The following is a 17,945-nucleotide window of genomic DNA, read 5'->3' on the forward strand; positions in this document are numbered from 1 at the left end:
AGAAGAGCACGATTAAATATACCGGATTTCGTATAATCCGCATGTTGCTCTTCTTGTATCATAAGACATTTTTCTAAAAAAGAAAATAGTTATTTTGTAGATTTTTTGTAAATTATTTCTCCGTCAATCATGGTCATAACTGGGGTTGCAGAAAAGTGAAAAGGATGCTCTGTCCAAAGTGATAGATCAGCATCTTTACCCGGTTCAATACTTCCGACTCGATCCTCTATACCAAGGTTTCGAGCGGGTGCTATCGTGATTCCTTCTAATGCTTTTTTCTCGCTTAATCCTTCTCGGACAGCGATTGCAGCACAAACGTTTAAATATTGAATAGGGATGTAAGGATGATCTGTCGTGATTGAAACCTCAACGTTATTTTCGGATAGTATACGGTAGGTGTCCCATGTTTTGTTTTTTAATTCAATTTTTGATTTTCTTGTTAAAGTTGGACCTACACTTGCTTTCAGATTTAAATTTTTTAAGGAATCAGCGATTAGGTGCCCCTCTGTACAATGCTCAATGCGGTAATCCAAGTTAAATTCTTCTGCAAAACGGATTGCAGAAAGAATATCGTCAGCACGATGAGCGTGAATGCGGACGGGGATTTCACGGTTCAAAGCAGCTGCGATGGGAGCAACACGCAAATTATCCTGATAAGCTGAATCTTTTGCTTGATAAAAAGCTTCACGAAGCATCCCCATGATTCCCATACGAGTGATCGAATCGTTGTGACGACCGCTATGAATTCGTTTAGGGTTCTCTCCTAGTGCGATCTTAAGGCCTGCTGTTTCCTTAATAATCATCTTCCGGATGTCATGGCCGTGTGTTTTTATAACCGAAGTAGTACCGCCTATTACATTCGCGCTCCCCGGCATAATATGTGCAGTAGTTACTCCGAATCTAACAGCATCTTTAAAGGCGATATCTAGCGGATGACATCCATCGATCGCACGGATATGAGGAGTTAAGACTTCATGGGTTTCATTCGCATCGTTACCAGCCCAGCCTGTTCCTTCATCGTAAAGTCCTAAGTGAGTATGTACATCAATAAATCCAGGAAGGAGATGAAGGTTTTTAGCTGAAATAACTTCCATTTCAGATGTAGGTTCTATATGATTCTCCACAGCTAAGATCTTACCGTTCTCTACAAGAACATCTCCTTGCTGCAGTTCACTGCTTGTGATTGGATAGACTTTCGCATTTTGAATTAATGTTTTCATTATGTGTCACCTAATAAATTATTTTTACTTTTATTGTAACAAATCATGTAAAGCCCCCTTTATATGAGGGTAGGTGAAGTGAAACCCTAGCTTTTGAGCTTTTTCAGGTACTACTTGTTGTCCTTTTAATATCAGCATGCTCATTTCTCCAAAAAGGAGTTTAAATGCAAAGGAGGGTGCCGGAAGCCAATGCGGGCGGTGCAGGACGTCACCAGTTGCTTGCCCGAATTCTCTCATGGTAACGGGATGTGGAGATGTTACGTTTACAGAACCTGTATACTGTGCGTTCTCTATTACGTCCCTTATCAACTCCGCTACATCATCAATATGCACCCACGACACCCATTGATCACCAGAGCCAACAGTTCCCCCAGCAAAAAAACGATAGGGCAGACTTAACTGAGGAAGAACACCTCCGTCTCGTCCAAGAATAAGTCCGAATCTTGTAAGCACCGTTCTTATGCCAAGAGATTCTGCCCCTTTTGCTTTTGTTTCCCACGCTTTTACAACCTCAGCTAAAAAATCTGAGCCATGTTCCTCCGTTTGTTCTGTAAATACTTGTGTTTCAGATGTTCCATAATATCCGATGGCAGATGCATTTATCCAAACGGAAGGTTTTTGAGGCATTTTTCCAACAAGGTTTAAAAGCTCTTCGGTTACTTTTAAACGGCTGTTTAAAATGGCTTTTTTCTTTTCGTCTGTCCATCTTCCATTAATGGATTCTCCTGCAAGGTTAACAACAGCATCAATTTGTGGGAGTTTTGGTTCTTTGCTGCCCATCCATTGTATATAGTTCACACCTTGTGCTTGAGATTGTCTTTCTTTTCTTGTCAGAATATAGACTTCATCTCCAAGTGATTTAAGGTGTTTGGTTAAAGCACTTCCGACAAAGCCTGTACCACCGCTTATTAAGATCCTTTTCAAAAAAAATCCACCTCTTTCAAATTATATTTATTTAAAAATTAAGAATATTTGTTATAATTCAACTTGTACATACTATAGTACCACTATTGAGGAGGAGAGAACGTAAATGGAGCTTCAGAGAAATGTGCCTGCAAAAAAGAAGAACCCGTTTTTGAAAGCGCTTTTGTGGATTGGAATAGCTTTAGCAGGGGGGATCGCGCTTTCGATCATAGCTCTGCAGCGGGATGAAAAGATCAACGCAATTTGGTTTGTTGTTGCTTCTTTGTGTACGTATGCTATTGCTTACCGTTTTTATGCCCGCTTTATTGCAACAAAAATATTCAGCCTTAACAAAAATAATGCTACACCTGCTGAAAGATACACAGATGGCAAAGATTATGTCCCAACAAACAAATGGGTTTTGTACGGACATCATTTTGCGGCGATAGCAGGAGCTGGTCCCCTTGTCGGCCCGACATTAGCTGCTCAAATGGGTTATCTTCCGGGGACCATTTGGATTATTGTCGGAGCAGTTCTGGCCGGGGCCGTTCAAGATTTTGTTATCTTAATTATTTCGATGAGACGCAGAGGTAAATCAATCGGTCAGATCGCAAAAGAAGAAATAGGACCAGTTGGCGGTATTTTAGCACTTATCGGTGTTTTTGCTATTATGGTTATTTTGATTGCTGTACTTGCACTGGTTGTTGTTAATGCACTTAAATCCAGTCCATGGGGTACTTACACAATTGCGATGACGATCCCAATTGCACTATTCATGGGCGTTTACATGCGCTATCTGCGTCCGGGAAGAGTAGGAGAGGCGTCTATTATTGGTTTTGTGTTATTAGTATTCGCTTTGATCAGCGGACAATGGGTGGCTGATTCTCCAACTCTGGCACCTCTTTTTACATTTGATGGAGAAACATTGGCTTGGATGCTGATTGTTTACGGTTTCTTAGCATCAGTTCTTCCTGTATGGATGCTTTTAGCGCCGAGAGACTATTTAAGTACGTTCTTAAAAGTTGGGGTAATCGGAATGATGGCATTAGGTATCTTGATTGTTATGCCTGAAATTCAAATGCCAGCTCTAACTAAATTCATTGATGGAACGGGGCCTGTATTTGCTGGGAACCTATTTCCATTCCTGTTCATTACGATTGCTTGTGGAGCTATTTCAGGTTTCCATGCTTTAATTTCTTCAGGAACATCTCCTAAATTAATTGCAAATGAACAGCATGCCCCTATGATTGGTTACGCGGGGATGCTGACAGAATCTTTTGTTGCGATTATGGCTATGGTAGCTGCGACACTTTTAACTCCTGGAATTTATTTTGCGATCAACTCACCAGGAGCTGCGATAGGTACTGATGTAGCGACTGCAGCAACAACAATATCCTCTTGGGGATTCACGGTTTCTGCTGATGAAATTAACGAATTAGCTAAAAACGTTGATGAAGAATCAATTCTTTCTCGAACGGGAGGAGCACCTTCCCTTGCTGTTGGGATCGCACAAATTTTCTCACAGGTAATCGGAGGACCTCAATTGATGGCGTTCTGGTACCACTTTGCGATATTATTTGAAGCCGTGTTTATATTAACCACTATTGATGCAGGTACGCGGGTAGGTCGGTTTATGCTTCAGGACCTTTTAGGTCAAGTATTTAAGCCGCTTCGAAAGACAGATTCTATGCCTGCTGTTTATTTTACAAGTGCACTTGTTGTTGCTGGCTGGGGTTACTTTTTAGTAGTTGGTGTTACTGATCCGTTGGGCGGAATCAATACCCTATGGCCATTATTCGGTATTGTAAACCAGATGTTAGCTGCTATTGCTCTTATTGTTGCAACTACAGTTATTTTGAAAATGGGTAAAAAGAAGTTTGTATGGGTTACACTGGTTCCGCTTACTTGGTTAATGATTGTAACTTTCTATGCCGCCTGGCAAAAGATATTCTCCGATATTCCAAAGATCGGTTTCTTAAAACAAGCAGAGGTGATGAAGGAAGCTGCAGCTAGCGGGAACTTGCCGCCAACAGTACCTTCTATTGAAGCCGCCGAACGCCTTGTTTTCAATAACACATTGAACGCTTATTTAACAGCAATCTTTATGCTTCTCATTTTAGGAGTGCTGATTGATGCAATGAGGATTTGGTACAAAGCGATCAAGAGTGAAAAACCTTTAGAGACATCGGAAGAGCCGTTTGTACAAACAAAGCTTGGTGATGTTTCGTGAGTTTTAAAGCTGCTTGGGAATGGGTAAGGAACATCTTTCGGATCATTTTATATATTGGAAAGGGAATCTCAAACCTGCCTGATTATCAAGCTTATGTAAAACATCTAAAAGAAAATCATCCTGATCGGACCCCACCTACTGAAAAAGAGTTCTTTGCAGAATTGCTCGAGAATAAATATGGAGCAAATGCAAAACGCTGTTGATAAGCGAAAAACAAGTGCAGGCTGCACTTTCACCAAAAGCATCTTCTCTAACAGGGAGGATGCTTTTTTATAATAAAAAAACGAATTATGGTACACTATTCAGTGAAAAGAGGTGGGTAGATGGCTGTCATAACAAGGATTTCTGCTCAGCAAAAAAATGATGAACGATTTAATGTATTTATTCAAAAGGGTCCAAAGGAAGAGTTTGCATTTAGCGTAGATGCTGATGTTTTAATAAAGTTTCAGCTTCAAAAAGGTATGGAGATCGATGAAGGAGAATGGGAAGAGATACTAGAAGAAGATGCCTACCGAAAAGCGTTTAATAAGGCTCTTCATTATTTGTCTTATCGCATGCGGACTGTGCATGAGATCGAAGTTTATCTACAGAAGAAAGAAGTACCTGATTCCACTATTAAAAGAGTAATCCATAAGTTGTCCGAGTACGATTTCGTAAATGATAAAACCTTTGCAGATGCACTCGTTAAAAGCCGTATGAACACTTCTTTTAAAGGTCCTGGTGCAATTCGCCAAGAGTTAAAGAAAAAGGGAATTAGTGATAACCAAACGGAAGAGGCATTAGATCAGTACAGCTTCCAAGAACAACTAGAAGCTAGTGTGAAGTATATACAAAAACAATTTTCAAGCAGAGCGAAGCGTTCTGAAAAGGAACAAAAGCAAAGGATAGCCCAGCAGCTGCAGCAAAAAGGTTTCATGTGGGAAGTGATTGAACAGGCTTTTCAAGAGGCTAAGATCAATCAATCGCCAGAGGATGAAAAAGAAGCCCTGCTCGTTCATGCAAGAAAGGCACATCAAAAGTACAAGAAGTACAGCGGATATGAGTATGAGTCTCGCATGAAACGGTTTTTGTACAGCAAAGGCTTTGATTCAGCGGTTATTTCTGAACTGCTAAGCGGAGACGAGCTTAACGGTCTATAAAGATCTCTCCTCGATTGTCATCTTTTTCATAAATCAGTTCTGCGACCATTTCTGGAGACTTCAAACGGGAACGGTCTTTGATATGATCGGATTCATCCCAAAACGGTGTATCCATCCCGCCCATGTAAACGGCAGTAGGATAAATGCCTGAACCTTCCCACTCTTTAACCAGGCTCTCGGTAAACCCTCTTACGGCAAACTTAGAGGCACAATAAACAGACTCATTCACTTTCCCGCGTAAGCCTGCAGTAGAAATGATGTTCATTACTTTACCGTAGCCTTGTTTCTTAAATAGTTGGAGAGCTGCTCTTGTTGGATAGATGGTGCCATAAATGTTGGTTTCAATCATACATTTAATATCTTTTTCGGAAAGTGATTCCAACGGCTGAAAGATGCCTGTTCCAGCATTGTTAATTAATAAATGTACTTGTTCATTCGTAAAAATAGATTGTAATACATTCAGCACCTGTTCCTCATTTGTAACATCGCAAACTTTATAAGTAACTTTTTTATCAGTTTTGGTAAAGGTTTTAACAGCTTGTTTTAATTTTGTTTCTGTCCGTCCAATAAGGCAGACGTTAAAGTTTTTATGATATTGACGCGCTAATGCGAGACCGAGGCCAGAACCGCCGCCGGTGATAATTACCGTTTTATTCAAGAAGATCACTCCTATGTAATATAAATCTTAAGCAAGTATTAGGGTACAGAAAAGAAGGGAAGTATTCAAATGGAAAAAAGGTTCAGCGAGATGACAGAAGCTGAAATTAAAGGTGAAATCGCAGCGCTTAGAGCAAAAGCACAAAAAGCAGAACAAATGGGCATGGTAAGTGAGTATGCTGTTTATGAAAGAAAGATCGCCCTTGGTAAATGCTACTTGATGGATCCTTCATCCATTGAGAGCGGGAAAGAGTATGGCATACAGGGAGATCCTGGCTCTACGTTTTCTGTTCTGTACTTAAATGGTATTTTTGCATGGGGTTACAAAAATAAACAAAGTACGTTAGAAGCCTTGCCGATTTCTGTACTTGAAGTTAAATAAAGAAGCGATTGTTCACCGCTTCTTTATTCGTCACTATGAACGCTTACGTGTTTGAATTTCAAGCACATAGTTATTTAATGCTTGCTGGGTCTCCCCGTTCACTTGGCATGCTTCGGGTTGGCACGCGGTGAGTGAAAGGGGTCAGAATTTTGTTCATCTGATTCATCCCCCAGAATGAAATTCATAACCGCAAGAGTTACTGGTCATCTCGGTGTTGATTGGATAAAAACATTCGCTCCTGTGGATGGTCGCGAGTGGATCCATCTGGCCGTTTAGAAGAGAACTCTTCTTTTGCTCTCGGCTCACCTGAGAAGGAGATCCGATTAGGGAAGTTTTTCGATTTGTTTCTCATTTGACTTACCTCCTTTAAATCGGTTCTCACCTAGTATGAAACGTTAAAGAACCCTTTATGTGACGGGGTTTTCTTTAAAAATTGGATAAGGAGGGAGAATAATGGAAGAGCGTTTTGACCGATTGGCGAAACAACTGCATAAAACGAACCCGACCCTTAGTTATGAAGAAGCAAGGGAATGGGTGGAAGGTTTATGGGAAGATTTTGAGTCCACTCGTGCTAAAGCAGGATGGGAATATGAAGGGCAAGATGTAACAGAGAAAATGGTGACCCAGCTTATTTCTTCCTATGGACACAAACTTCATGAGTACTTCTCAAACAATCCAAAATTTCAAAGATTCATCAAAAAAGACGGGCCTGTTAACTAAGCCCGTCTCTTCACTATTCATTGTTGTTAATAAGGTCCATCGGAGAAAAGTCCATTTTCTTTTTCAGTCGATCTTCCGAATACACCCATCCCGTGTAAGAAGTAATAATATTTAGGTTTTCATCCAGCTGAACCATTGCGACAAAAGGATAATGCCCTTTACTTCTATAACGAAGGTCAATAAATTGCACCATATGGCCATGATCGTTCTTTTCAACTTCCCACCTGTGAACAGGGGAGAATGAAAGAAACGCTGATATATTTTTATCTCGTTTAGCAGCATCTATCAATTTTGATTTTGGGACAGGTAGACGATCAAACGTATCCCATACGGTTACTTTGCCGTTCTTTAATCCTGCTACGAAGAATTCATGCTTAGATTTAATGGCTAGGTGGTATTGTCCCCAGCGTATAGTTGGGCTGGCATAAATTTCTTCTGCCTCTGGTATCTTATTTAAAACGATTGAGTTAACTCGCTGCCGTGCGATAATCCGGATCACGTAATAAATAACAAGGATTACGTAAACGGTTAAAAACGTGTAGCCGGGGTCTACACCAACATACCAGAGTAGGAGTCCTGCGATATGCAGGAAAAAGATAAATGGATCAAAAATACTGATAACGCCTAAAGCAATCCATTTCTTTGATAAAGGATATAAGGCTTGTGTGCCATAAGCATTGAAAATATCTACAAACACATGCAGAAAAACAGCTATGGCGGTCCACAGAAATAGCTTGCCATTATCGGCTTCAGGAACAAATAAAGAAATAATACCAAAGAGCAGCAGAGGCCAGATAACAAGAGCTGGCAGGGAGTGAGTAAGGCCTCTATGATTACGGATATAAACCGCATTGTTTTTTAATTTTAGTATGGTGTCAAAATCAGGGGCTTGGGAACCGACCAATGTCGCTGCAAGAACGGCTTGGGATGTCGCTGGATCATTAGCAATTGAAGGGTCGAGCATCGCTAATCCGCCTAATCCCAGCCCCATCACAATATGTGTGCCTGTATCCAAGGCGACCACCTCCTATGTAGGAATGGAGTGATAATGATGATTACAGTTTTTATGGAGTATAAAGTAAATCCGGATACCATTCAATCTTATGAGACGCAAATGTCCTCTGTGATAAAAGAACTTAAAGTTTGCGGAGCGTCTGAGATACAGTGGTTTAAAGCAGCAGATCAACCGTCACTGTATGTAGAATGTTTCCAAGTTAAAGATAAATCAACGTATGATACCATTAAGAAATATCGAACAACTTCAGGACACCCTGTTTTCTCTTCAATCGAGCCATTTGTGACAGGTGGTTTGGAGAAAATCCATTGCTGGGCGTTTGAAAAAATGACTATAAAGGAAGATCTATAAATTGAACACAATAAGTAATAGTATATTTTCCCTCGATCCTTCTTATGTGAAACAATTTCAAGACCATTTGTTGACGTGGTACAACGATAACAAACGAACATTGCCCTGGAGGGAAAACCAAGACCCTTACCGCGTTTGGGTTTCAGAGATCATGCTTCAGCAAACGAGAGTAGATACGGTAATTCCTTATTTCGAACGCTTCACTGCCCTGTTTCCTACGCTCCAAGACCTGGCTTACGCAGATGAGGAAACCGTTTTGAAGGCATGGGAGGGTTTAGGTTATTATTCCCGAGTTCAAAACTTACAAACCGCAGTAAAAGAAGTATGCGAAACTTATGCAGGAAAAGTACCTGACTCACCTAAAGAGATTGCCGGATTAAAGGGCGTTGGTCCTTATACGGCTGGTGCAGTTTTAAGTATAGCGTATGGAATCCCTGAACCAGCAGTTGACGGAAACGTTATGCGTGTTTTATCACGAATTCTGTTAATTGAAGAGGATATAAGCAAGCCAAAAACTCGCGTGATCTTTGAGAATGCTGTTCGCGAGCTGATTTCACATGAAGATCCTTCTTCTTTTAACCAAGGTCTGATGGAGCTAGGAGCATTGGTATGTACACCGAAATCACCAGCTTGTTTGCTTTGTCCGATGAGAGACCTGTGCAAAGGTTTTGAAGAAGGAAAGCAAAATGAACTGCCAATCAAACTTGGAAAAACAAAGGTTCGAACTGCAAAGATGGCAGCGGGGATATTGGCTGGTGAAGATGGCCGTTTACTGATCCATAAAAGACCTTCTGAAGGGCTTCTTGCTAACATGTGGGAATTTCCAAACACAGAATACGTGGGTGAAAATAAAAATGCTGAAACTGAAGCATTGGGGAGCTATGTAGAAGAAACTATTCTCGCTTCAGTGGAATTAGAGGAAAGAGCAGGCTACATCGAGCATGTCTTTTCTCATCTGAAATGGGAGATTCAACTCTGGCAAGGAAAGGTTAGATTTAAAGGTGAGAATCTGCCTGCTGATTGGAAATGGGTTAGGGTGGACGAGCTTGAGAAGTACCCGTTTCCCGTTTCACACCAAAAAATTATTCGGCTCATTAAGGAGGCGATCATCCTATGAACTTAGAACTTGAAGGAAAAGCGGTCCTTGTAACTGGCGGCTCTAAAGGTATAGGTCAAGGCATTGCTTATGCCATTTTTGGATGAAGGTGCAAAAGTAGGGATTGTTGGACGTAACATGGATGATTTGCAAGCTGCTAAAAAAGAGGGGATTGAAATTTTTCAGGGAGATGTGACGAATGCAGATGATCGCGAACGCATTGTAAGTGATTTTCTTGAGAAGTTTGGAACGATTGACGTCTTGGTCAATAATGCAGGCGGCAGTAATGGATCCACGGTTATGGAAACAAGCATGAAAGAGTTTGAATCGGCTATGCACCTGAATTTTTTATCGGCAGTGGACTTAAGCAAGAGAGTGGCTGAGGTAATGATTGGTAATCAGGATGGAGCAATTATAAATATTTCGTCCATTTTTGGCAGAGAATCTGGAGGCAAACCTACGTATAACGCGAGTAAGGCAGCGATGATTTCCTTTACGAAATCCTTTGGTGATGAAATGATCACAAAAGGTGTTCGTGTAAACGGAGTAGCACCTGGTTCTATTCTGCATGAGACCGGCAATTGGAAAAAAAGATTAGAAAGTGATCCAGTTAAAATAAATGCTTTTGTTGAGGAACATATTTCTGCAGGTCGATTCGGAACAGTGGAAGAAGTGGCCAATGTTGTCGTATTTTTGGCTTCGAAAAAAGCGTCTTGGGTAGTGGGCAGTACGTTAAACGTGGATGGCGGCCAGTCTTATAGTAATTTTTAATGAAAATGAAGAAAAACAAGCCCCAGCGAAGCGCAGGGGCTTGTTTTTATGAGCGGAAAACGAAATTTATGAGCGGAAAACGAAATTTATGAGCGGAAAACGAAATTTATGAGCGGAAAACGAAATTTATGAGCGGAAAACGAAATTTATGAGCGGAAAACGAAATTTATGAGCGGCGGAAAACGAAATTTATGAGCGGAAAACGAAATTTATGAGCGGAAAACGAAATTTATGAGCGGAAAACGAAATTAGATCCCCAGCTCACTTGCCTCCTGGGGATCTCTCTTTTATTCAATCGTACTTAACCTCTGTCCCGTGCGTCCAATCAGCTTCGTTACGCTTCAAACCGCCGCGTGCTTCTATTTCTTTAATGATCTCTCTGTGAATACTTGTTCCTTCTTCGTTTAAATAAGGAGCCATCTGCTGCAGTGAATGGTGGAAGTAAGCAAGCTCTTCGTCTTTCCATTCACCTTTACTTGTCATGCTCAATTCTGTCATATCTCGTCCAACATACATGTGTATCCCTCCTTAAAAATAGTGTAATCATTCATTTATCCCCCAATTTTTGATTTTTTAATACTGGAAATATCTAATAAAAATTCAGCTTATAAAATTTTGTAACCCCGGGTAAATTATATTTCGTGGAGGTGAAAAAACATGGACAAACAACAACAACAAGCTTCTAAGACAAACGCTCAAGAAGTTCGTAAACAAAATCAAGCTTCTCAAGCTGGTCAAGCTTTCGGAACTGAATTTGCTAGCGAAACTAGCGCACAAGAAGTTCGTCAGCAGAACCAACAATCTCAACAACGTAAGAACCAACAATAACCTCTATCCAGAAATGCTCCCTAATCGCTAGGGAGCATTTTTTGGTTTGTTCTTCATTTTCTAAAAAGCACTACGTTTTCTATACATAACCGGTGGGAATACTAATGGCGAGTGAAATTATTTGAAAAAAGGCGCTTTTTTTAATAAAACAGGGACAAGTACATTTCCAAACTATTCTTAAAACGATATAATAAAGAAGAGAAAAAAAGCGTGTGTTTTGTAAGAAGGTAATGATCGGGAATGAAAATAATTGAAAAAATGAAGAACGAGGTTTATTTATGGAGCTGGTGAATTACCGAAAAATGGTTTAAAAGGAAGGAGAGTTAACAACTCAATAGGTAACATTAGCTTCCGGAACTCGGGCAGAAAGGAGAGAGAGATGAGTTTTCCTGCAACCGGAAGTATAATCAATATTCAAAGCTACAAACATAATGGCTATCTTCATCGAAACTGGGAAGATACTGTTATTTTAAAAGGTACTCCAAGTCAGGTGATATGTGGTAATGATCGGATATTAGTTACTGAATCTGACGGTCGTCAGTGGCGAACGAGAGAACCTGCAATCTGTTACTTTAATGCAAAGCAATGGTTTAATGTGATCGGCATGATTCGAGAAGATGGTATTTATTATTATTGTAACCTGGGATCACCTTTTATGTGGGACAAGGAAGCATTGAAATATATTGATTATGACCTAGATATTAAAGTATTTCCAGATGGAACTTATATCTTACTAGATGAAGATGAGTATGAACTGCACAAAAGAATGATGAGGTATCCGAGTCAGCTCGATGCCATCATTCAAAAGAACCTTCAAGAACTGATCTTGATGGTCACACAAAAAAAGGGGCCATTTGAACCTGGATTTGTGGAACAATGGTATGAAAGATATTTAGAATTCCGATAAAAGGGAAAACCTGTTGAATAGTCAGCAGGTTTTATCCTTTTTAAACGAAGGTTAACTTGGCGATTTGCCAAGTTTTCTTTTTATGATTTACAGAAATGGTGTGATAGTAATGGATAGTATTAAGCGATATTTAACGTTTGTAAAACCGTACAAATGGCAAATATTCTGGACCATACTTATAGGTCTATTTAAGTTTGGAATACCTTTGTTAACACCTCTTATCCTAAAATATGTGGTTGATGATATTATTCAAACGTCCCTGCCCCTTGCTGAGAAACTCAATAAACTCTACTGGCTGATGGGTGGAGCAGCACTCATATTTATCGTGCTGCGGCCGCCTATCGAATATTGGAGACAGTATTACGCCCAGTGGGTCGGCAGTAAAATATTGTACGATATCCGTGACAAGATGTTCGATCATATTCAGCGCTTAAGTCTTCGGTTTTATTCTAACAACAAATCGGGGGAGATCATCTCTAGGGTGATCCACGATGTTGAGCAGACAAAAACATTCGTCATCACAGGGCTTATGAATGTTTGGCTTGATATGGCCACGATTATCATTGCTATAGCCATCATGTTTTCTATGGATTTTTGGCTGACTATTGTAGCATTATCCATGCTTCCGGTTTACGGGTTTTCGGTAAAATTTTTCTACGCACGCCTGCGCCAATTAACGAAAGACCGTTCACAAGCATTGGCTGAAGTTCAAGGCCATCTTCATGAACGTGTACAAGGGATGTCCGTCATCAGAAGTTTTGCCCTGGAAGACCATGAACAGGTTCAGTTTGATAAGCGTAACAGCACTTTTTTAAATCGTGCGATGGACCATACAAAATGGAACGCCAAAACGTTCTCTGTTGTGAATACCGTAACAGATATCGCGCCACTGCTCGTTATCGGGTTTGCAGCCTATCAAGCGATCAGAGGCAATATTTCAATAGGTGCTCTAGTAGCCTTTGTTGCATATATGGACAGGTTGTATAACCCGCTTAGACGACTTGTCAATTCTTCTACAACACTGACACAATCTGTAGCCTCCATGGATCGGATGTTTGAGTTCTTGGATGAGTCGTACGACATTGAGGATTCTCCAGATGCAAAACCTTTAAAATCCGTAAAAGGAGCCTTGGATTTCGAGGATGTTTCGTTTACATATAATGAGGAGGAAGCAGATGTGCTGCATCATGTATCATTATCGGTGGAGCCTGGAGAAACGATTGCGCTTGTCGGTATGAGTGGAGGCGGTAAGTCTTCATTAATAAGCTTGATACCACGGTTTTATGATGTTACAGAAGGCAGCATTAAACTGGATGGAACCGATATTCGTGAATTTCAAGTCAGAACCCTAAGAGATAAGATCGGAATGGTGTTGCAAGATAACATTCTATTTAGCGAATCAGTTAGAGCAAATATCCTGATGGGGAATCCTGATGCTTCTGATGACGCAATGATCGCAGCGGCTAAAGCGGCAAACGCACATGATTTTATAATGAACCTTCCTGATGGATACGACACAAAGATTGGCGAGCGAGGTGTTAAGCTTTCTGGTGGGCAAAAGCAGCGTGTCGCCATCTCTAGAGTGTTCCTTAAAAATCCGCCGATTCTTATTTTAGATGAAGCAACATCTGCTCTGGATCTAGAGAGTGAACATTTAATCCAAGAAGCACTAGAGAAGCTCGCAAAAGATAGAACGACATTTATTGTCGCACATAGGCTATCGACCATCACTCATGCAGATCGCATTATCGTAATTGATCACGGGAGAATTGTTGAGATGGGTAAGCATAAAGAGTTAATGCAAAAGCAAGGACCCTATTATGATTTATTTACGGTCCAGCAACTTAACTAATATAGAAAAGGGCCGGCAGATGCCGGTCTTTTTTGTGCGTAAATTTAATAAAAACCCTACTAAGGAACCGCGACAAAAGACATGTTTGTCGAACATTCTGAAAATTAATTATTGTCAAAATGTCAGAGTAGTGTCATAATTCTCAACAGAGAAGTAATAATTTAGGGAATTTGACAGCTTAGAGAAAGGAGTGAGATCTCATGGGAAATCCTGTTTTAGAAGTTAAGAACTTAAGAACTTCTTTCCTGACAGAAGATGGAGCAATTCCAGCAGTGGACGGTGTCGATTTTCATGTCAATCCTGGTGAAGTACTAGGTATTGTGGGGGAATCTGGCTGTGGGAAGAGCGTAACGTCCCTCTCTGTTATGGGACTAGTACCCACCCCGCCTGGGAAGATCGAAGGAGAGATTCTCTTTAAAGGCGAAAATCTTGCTTCTGCACCAGAAAAAAGAATGCGGCAAATAAGAGGCAATGAGATCGGAATGATATTTCAGGAGCCGATGACAAGCTTGAATCCGGTTATCACAATCGGTGAGCAGCTTATTGAATCACTGCGCATACATAGAAAATGGTCAAAAAAAGAAGCAATGGGTAAAGCCATTGAAATGCTTAAGCTAGTTGGACTTCCAAGAGCTGAAGAACTTGTAAAAGAATATCCTCATCAGTTATCCGGAGGGATGCGTCAGCGTGTCATGATCGCAATGGCCATGATCTGTGATCCAAAACTTCTTATAGCGGACGAGCCTACAACCGCCTTGGATGTAACGATTCAGGCTCAAATCTTAGATCTGATGAAACGCTTGAACAAAGAAACCGATACCGCCATCATGATGATAACACATGATTTAGGTGTGGTTGCTGAAATGTGCGAACGCATTGTTGTTATGTATTCTGGAAAAGTGGTGGAAGAAGGAGATGTCAAAACCATCTTCCAAGACCCGAAGCATCCATATACGGTTGGATTGATTAAATCAGTACCGGATATGAGGGAGAAGGTAGGAAGACTTTATTCAATTCCAGGCAATGTCCCGAAACCGGGTTCCATTACGACTGGCTGCTCTTTCGCTCCGCGGTGTGAACATGCAGGAACAAGGTGTATTGCCGAAACTCCTCAACTTAATACTCATGGAGGCAGTCATCAAGTTAGGTGCTGGCTTTACGAGGACGGAAAAGGAGTGAACTTGCATGAGTCAGACACAGCCATTAGTTAAAGTTGAAAATTTGAAGATGCACTTTCCGATCAAAGGCGGAATATTAAGCAAAACAGTCGGCGAAGTAAAAGCTGTAGACGGTATTTCCTTTTTTATTAAAAAAGGGGAGACCCTTGGCCTTGTAGGAGAAAGCGGATGCGGCAAGTCCACAACAGGACGTATGCTGTTAAGACTGTTGGAACCAACAGAAGGAAAGATTTACTTTGAAGGCGAAGACATCACGAAATTATCGACAAATGAAATGAGAAAGAAACGCCGTGAGATGCAGATGGTGTTTCAGGATCCTTTTGCCTCGCTTAATCCGCGCCATACGGTTGAGAAGATTTTAGAAGAACCATTAATCGTTCATGGTGTAAAAGATAAAGCGGAACGTAAGAGAAGAGTAAAAGAATTGCTGGAAGTTGTAGGCCTTAGCAGCTGGCACGCGAAGCGCTACCCTCATCAATTTTCAGGTGGGCAGAGACAGCGTATCGGAATTGCACGTGCACTTGCCGTGAATCCAAAGCTCATTATCGCGGACGAGCCCGTATCAGCACTAGATGTTTCCATACAATCTCAAGTGTTGAACCTTTTACAGGATCTACAGAAAGAATTCGATCTTACGTATTTGTTCATCGCGCATGATCTCGGAGTAGTACGCCATATCAGTGATAGAGTGGGAGTTATGTATTTGGGGCATATCGTCGAGCTTGCTGATAGTGAAAAGCTATACGATGACCCGAAGCATCCATATACACAAGCATTATTATCAGCTGTTCCGATTCCGGATGTGGATCATCAAAAGGACCGGGTTATTCTCCAAGGGGATGTTCCAAGTCCGTCAAATCCGCCTGCTGGGTGTCCGTTTCATACACGGTGTCCTGCAGCGATGGATCATTGCGGATCCGTAAAGCCAGTATTAAAAGAAGTTGCTGAAGGCCACTACGCTGCGTGCCATTTATACGAATAAACGGCACGCACGTACATATAAAAATAGGCATTACTAAAATGAGAACTGGGGGAAAGATGATGAAGAAAAGTTTATGGACTTTATTTGCATTAATGCTTGCTTTGTCTCTTGCGTTGGCAGGGTGTTCATCAGGCAGTGACAGCAGCAGCGGTGGAGACGACGACAAAGTCGATCCGAACAATGTAATGATCTATGGACGCGGTGGGGACTCTGTTGCCCTTGATCCAGCGATTGTTACAGACGGTGAATCTTTCATCGTTACAGAACAAATCTATGAGCCGCTAGTAAACTATGCAAAAGACAGCACAGAGATCGTTCCTGGTCTTGCGAAAAAGTGGGACATCTCTGAAGATGGTTTAACGTACACGTTTGAGCTTGAAGAAGGCGTTAAATTCCATGATGGCGAAAAGTTCAATGCTGACGCTGTTGTTAAGAACTTTGACCGCTGGGCACAAAGTAAAGATGGCGAAAAGTTCGCATACTACGGATCTATGTTTGGTGGATTTGAAGGTGACGAAGGCCACGTTATCAAAGATGTAAAAGCAGATGGCGATTACAAAGTAGTTATTACATTGAACAAGCCGCAAGCACCATTCTTGAAGAACGTAGCCATGAGCCCGTTTGCGATTGCGAGCCCGAAATCTCTGGATGGGGACAAGCTGAGCAAACAGCCAGTAGGTACTGGACCTTTTAAATTCAAGAGCTGGAAGCCAAATGATACGATCGTTCTTGAAAAAAACACAGATTATTGGGTAAAAGATCTTCCAAAACTTGATGGCGTAACTTTTAAAGTTATCAAAGATAACTCTTCTCGTCTAAATGCTCTAACAAAAGGCGAGATCGATTTAATGGATGCACTTAATCCTTCTGATATGAAAAAAGTTCAAGATAACGGCAAACTTCAAATGTTTGAACGTCCTTCTATGAACGTTGGTTACCTAGGATTCAACGTTGAAAAAGCACCATTTGATAAGAAAGAAGTTCGTCAGGCGATCAGCCATTTGATCGACAAGCAAGCGATCATCGACAACTTCTATGAAGGAACAGCAGAGCCGGCTAAAAACCCGATGCCTCCTTCAATCGCTGGATACAACGATGAAATCCAAGACCGTGAATATGATGAAGCAAAAGCTAAAGAACTTTTAGCAAAAGCTGGTTTAGAAAAAGGCTTTGAGATGGACCTTTGGGCAATGCCTGTAGCACGTCCGTACATGCCAAACGGCCAAAAAGTAGCTGAAGCTATTCAAGCGAAACTTGCAAAAGTGAATATTAAAGCGAACATCGTAACATTTGAGTGGGGTACTTACCTTGAGAAAGTTCAAAAAGGTGAAGCACCAATGTTCATGTTAGGTTGGACAGGTGATAACGGAGATGCGGATAACTTCCTTTATACGCTTCTTGATAAGGACACGATCGATTCCAACAACTACTCTCGTTATGCGAACGAAGACGTTCACAAGCTTTTAATCGAAGCTCAAACGACAGCTGATGAAGACAAGCGTGCTGAACTTTACAAACAAGCTCAAGTAATTATCCATGAAGATGCACCATGGGTTCCACTTGTTCACTCTAAGCCGCAGTTAGCTGGAGCTAGCAAGATTAAAGGATTTATTCCACATCCAACGGGATCTCAGTCTTTCGCGGATACATCTTTCGAATAAGGTATGGCGGGGAGTATGGCCTTATATAGCCTGCTCCCCTTTTTTTGCAATAG

Annotated in this window: 20 protein-coding genes and 1 pseudogene; 14 read left to right on the plus strand and 7 right to left on the minus strand. The window is 41.1% G+C overall.

The genetic code is table 11. From position 1 onward, the window contains the following. Window positions 1-89 precede the first annotated feature (89 nt). Complete coding sequence (locus IEV52_RS19295; protein ID WP_188404200.1) at window positions 90-1,220, minus strand: amidohydrolase; 1,131 nt, start codon at window positions 1,218-1,220, stop codon at window positions 90-92. Window positions 1,221-1,250: 30 nt separating this feature from the next. Then, on the minus strand, window positions 1,251-2,144 hold the full coding sequence (locus tag IEV52_RS19300) for a TIGR01777 family oxidoreductase (RefSeq protein ID WP_229754379.1): 894 nt from the start codon (window positions 2,142-2,144) through the stop codon (window positions 1,251-1,253). 106 nt (window positions 2,145-2,250) lie between these two features. Between IEV52_RS19300 and IEV52_RS19305 the strand changes: the two genes are divergently transcribed. The 3 genes from IEV52_RS19305 to recX all read left to right on the plus strand — a co-directional run bounded on the left by IEV52_RS19305 (window position 2,251) and on the right by recX (window position 5,492). Then, entirely contained in the window at window positions 2,251-4,353 is a 2,103-nt protein-coding gene (locus tag IEV52_RS19305) for a carbon starvation CstA family protein (protein WP_188404201.1), read from the plus strand. After that, the gene (locus tag IEV52_RS19310) at window positions 4,350-4,556 is read left to right on the plus strand and encodes a YbdD/YjiX family protein (RefSeq protein ID WP_205723980.1); all 207 of its coding nucleotides are present in this window, start codon (window positions 4,350-4,352) and stop codon (window positions 4,554-4,556) included. The genes IEV52_RS19305 and IEV52_RS19310 overlap by 4 nt, the downstream gene beginning before the upstream one ends. Window positions 4,557-4,676: 120 nt before the next feature. Then, window positions 4,677-5,492 (plus strand): recombination regulator RecX, encoded by an 816-nt coding sequence (gene recX / locus IEV52_RS19315; RefSeq protein WP_188404202.1) that lies wholly within the window; start codon window positions 4,677-4,679, stop codon window positions 5,490-5,492. On the opposite strand, the gene IEV52_RS19320 is transcribed toward recX, so the two are convergent. Further along, on the minus strand, window positions 5,479-6,150 hold the full coding sequence (locus IEV52_RS19320; RefSeq protein WP_240460751.1) for an SDR family NAD(P)-dependent oxidoreductase: 672 nt from the start codon (window positions 6,148-6,150) through the stop codon (window positions 5,479-5,481). The genes recX and IEV52_RS19320 overlap by 14 nt on opposite strands. Window positions 6,151-6,219: 69 nt before the next feature. Between IEV52_RS19320 and IEV52_RS19325 the strand changes: the two genes are divergently transcribed. Next, a complete protein-coding gene (locus tag IEV52_RS19325) occupies window positions 6,220-6,531 on the plus strand; it encodes a YfhH family protein (protein ID WP_188404203.1) in 312 nt (103 codons plus the stop codon). A gap of 33 nt (window positions 6,532-6,564) precedes the next feature. On the opposite strand, the pseudogene IEV52_RS19330 reads toward IEV52_RS19325, so the two are convergent. Both IEV52_RS19330 and sspK read right to left on the minus strand, forming a co-directional pair. Further along, window positions 6,565-6,716 (minus strand): annotated as a pseudogene (locus IEV52_RS19330) (YpzG family protein). A gap of 11 nt (window positions 6,717-6,727) precedes the next feature. Then, window positions 6,728-6,883 (minus strand): small, acid-soluble spore protein K, encoded by a 156-nt coding sequence (gene sspK, locus IEV52_RS19335; RefSeq protein WP_066286185.1) that lies wholly within the window; start codon window positions 6,881-6,883, stop codon window positions 6,728-6,730. Between the two features lie 101 nt (window positions 6,884-6,984). Between sspK and IEV52_RS19340 the strand changes: the two genes are divergently transcribed. Beyond that, entirely contained in the window at window positions 6,985-7,251 is a 267-nt protein-coding gene (locus IEV52_RS19340; protein ID WP_188404204.1) for a YfhJ family protein, read from the plus strand. Window positions 7,252-7,264: 13 nt separating this feature from the next. Here IEV52_RS19340 and IEV52_RS19345 read toward each other — a convergent pair whose 3' ends face one another. Beyond that, a complete protein-coding gene (locus tag IEV52_RS19345; RefSeq protein ID WP_188404205.1) occupies window positions 7,265-8,266 on the minus strand; it encodes a metal-dependent hydrolase in 1,002 nt (333 codons plus the stop codon). Between the two features lie 36 nt (window positions 8,267-8,302). Here IEV52_RS19345 and IEV52_RS19350 point away from each other — a divergent pair, with 36 nt between their 5' ends. From IEV52_RS19350 to IEV52_RS19360, 3 genes are all read left to right on the plus strand, one after another. After that, window positions 8,303-8,617, plus strand: coding sequence for a hypothetical protein (locus IEV52_RS19350; RefSeq protein WP_229754380.1), 315 nt, complete (start codon window positions 8,303-8,305; stop codon window positions 8,615-8,617). A gap of 1 nt (window position 8,618) precedes the next feature. Continuing rightward, window positions 8,619-9,734, plus strand: a complete 1,116-nt coding sequence (mutY, locus tag IEV52_RS19355) for an A/G-specific adenine glycosylase (protein WP_240460750.1) — start codon at window positions 8,619-8,621, stop codon at window positions 9,732-9,734. Window positions 9,735-9,812: 78 nt separating this feature from the next. Continuing rightward, a complete protein-coding gene (locus IEV52_RS19360) occupies window positions 9,813-10,484 on the plus strand; it encodes an SDR family NAD(P)-dependent oxidoreductase (protein ID WP_308464586.1) in 672 nt (223 codons plus the stop codon). 291 nt (window positions 10,485-10,775) lie between these two features. On the opposite strand, the gene IEV52_RS19365 is transcribed toward IEV52_RS19360, so the two are convergent. Further along, window positions 10,776-11,000, minus strand: a complete 225-nt coding sequence (locus tag IEV52_RS19365) for a hypothetical protein (protein ID WP_188404207.1) — start codon at window positions 10,998-11,000, stop codon at window positions 10,776-10,778. A 141-nt stretch (window positions 11,001-11,141) separates the two neighbouring features. Between IEV52_RS19365 and IEV52_RS19370 the strand changes: the two genes are divergently transcribed. The 6 genes from IEV52_RS19370 to IEV52_RS19395 all read left to right on the plus strand — a co-directional run bounded on the left by IEV52_RS19370 (window position 11,142) and on the right by IEV52_RS19395 (window position 17,892). Then, window positions 11,142-11,312, plus strand: a complete 171-nt coding sequence (locus tag IEV52_RS19370; RefSeq protein ID WP_188404208.1) for a gamma-type small acid-soluble spore protein — start codon at window positions 11,142-11,144, stop codon at window positions 11,310-11,312. Window positions 11,313-11,691: 379 nt separating this feature from the next. Beyond that, entirely contained in the window at window positions 11,692-12,219 is a 528-nt protein-coding gene (gene ntdP / locus IEV52_RS19375) for a nucleoside tri-diphosphate phosphatase (RefSeq protein WP_188404209.1), read from the plus strand. A gap of 109 nt (window positions 12,220-12,328) precedes the next feature. Then, the gene (locus IEV52_RS19380; protein ID WP_188404257.1) at window positions 12,329-14,071 is read left to right on the plus strand and encodes an ABC transporter ATP-binding protein; all 1,743 of its coding nucleotides are present in this window, start codon (window positions 12,329-12,331) and stop codon (window positions 14,069-14,071) included. A 200-nt stretch (window positions 14,072-14,271) separates the two neighbouring features. After that, on the plus strand, window positions 14,272-15,282 hold the full coding sequence (locus tag IEV52_RS19385; RefSeq protein ID WP_188404210.1) for an ABC transporter ATP-binding protein: 1,011 nt from the start codon (window positions 14,272-14,274) through the stop codon (window positions 15,280-15,282). Next, a complete protein-coding gene (locus tag IEV52_RS19390; protein WP_188404211.1) occupies window positions 15,257-16,231 on the plus strand; it encodes an ABC transporter ATP-binding protein in 975 nt (324 codons plus the stop codon). Before IEV52_RS19385 ends, IEV52_RS19390 begins: the two co-directional genes overlap by 26 nt. Window positions 16,232-16,287: 56 nt before the next feature. Further along, window positions 16,288-17,892 carry an ABC transporter substrate-binding protein gene (locus IEV52_RS19395; protein ID WP_188404212.1) on the plus strand — a complete coding sequence of 535 codons (1,605 nt, stop codon included), beginning with the start codon at window positions 16,288-16,290 and terminating at the stop codon, window positions 17,890-17,892. Window positions 17,893-17,945: the final 53 nt, after the last annotated feature.

It is taken from the genome of Fictibacillus barbaricus (assembly GCF_014635025.1).
Classification (GTDB): Bacteria; Bacillota; Bacilli; order Bacillales; family Fictibacillaceae; genus Fictibacillus; species Fictibacillus barbaricus.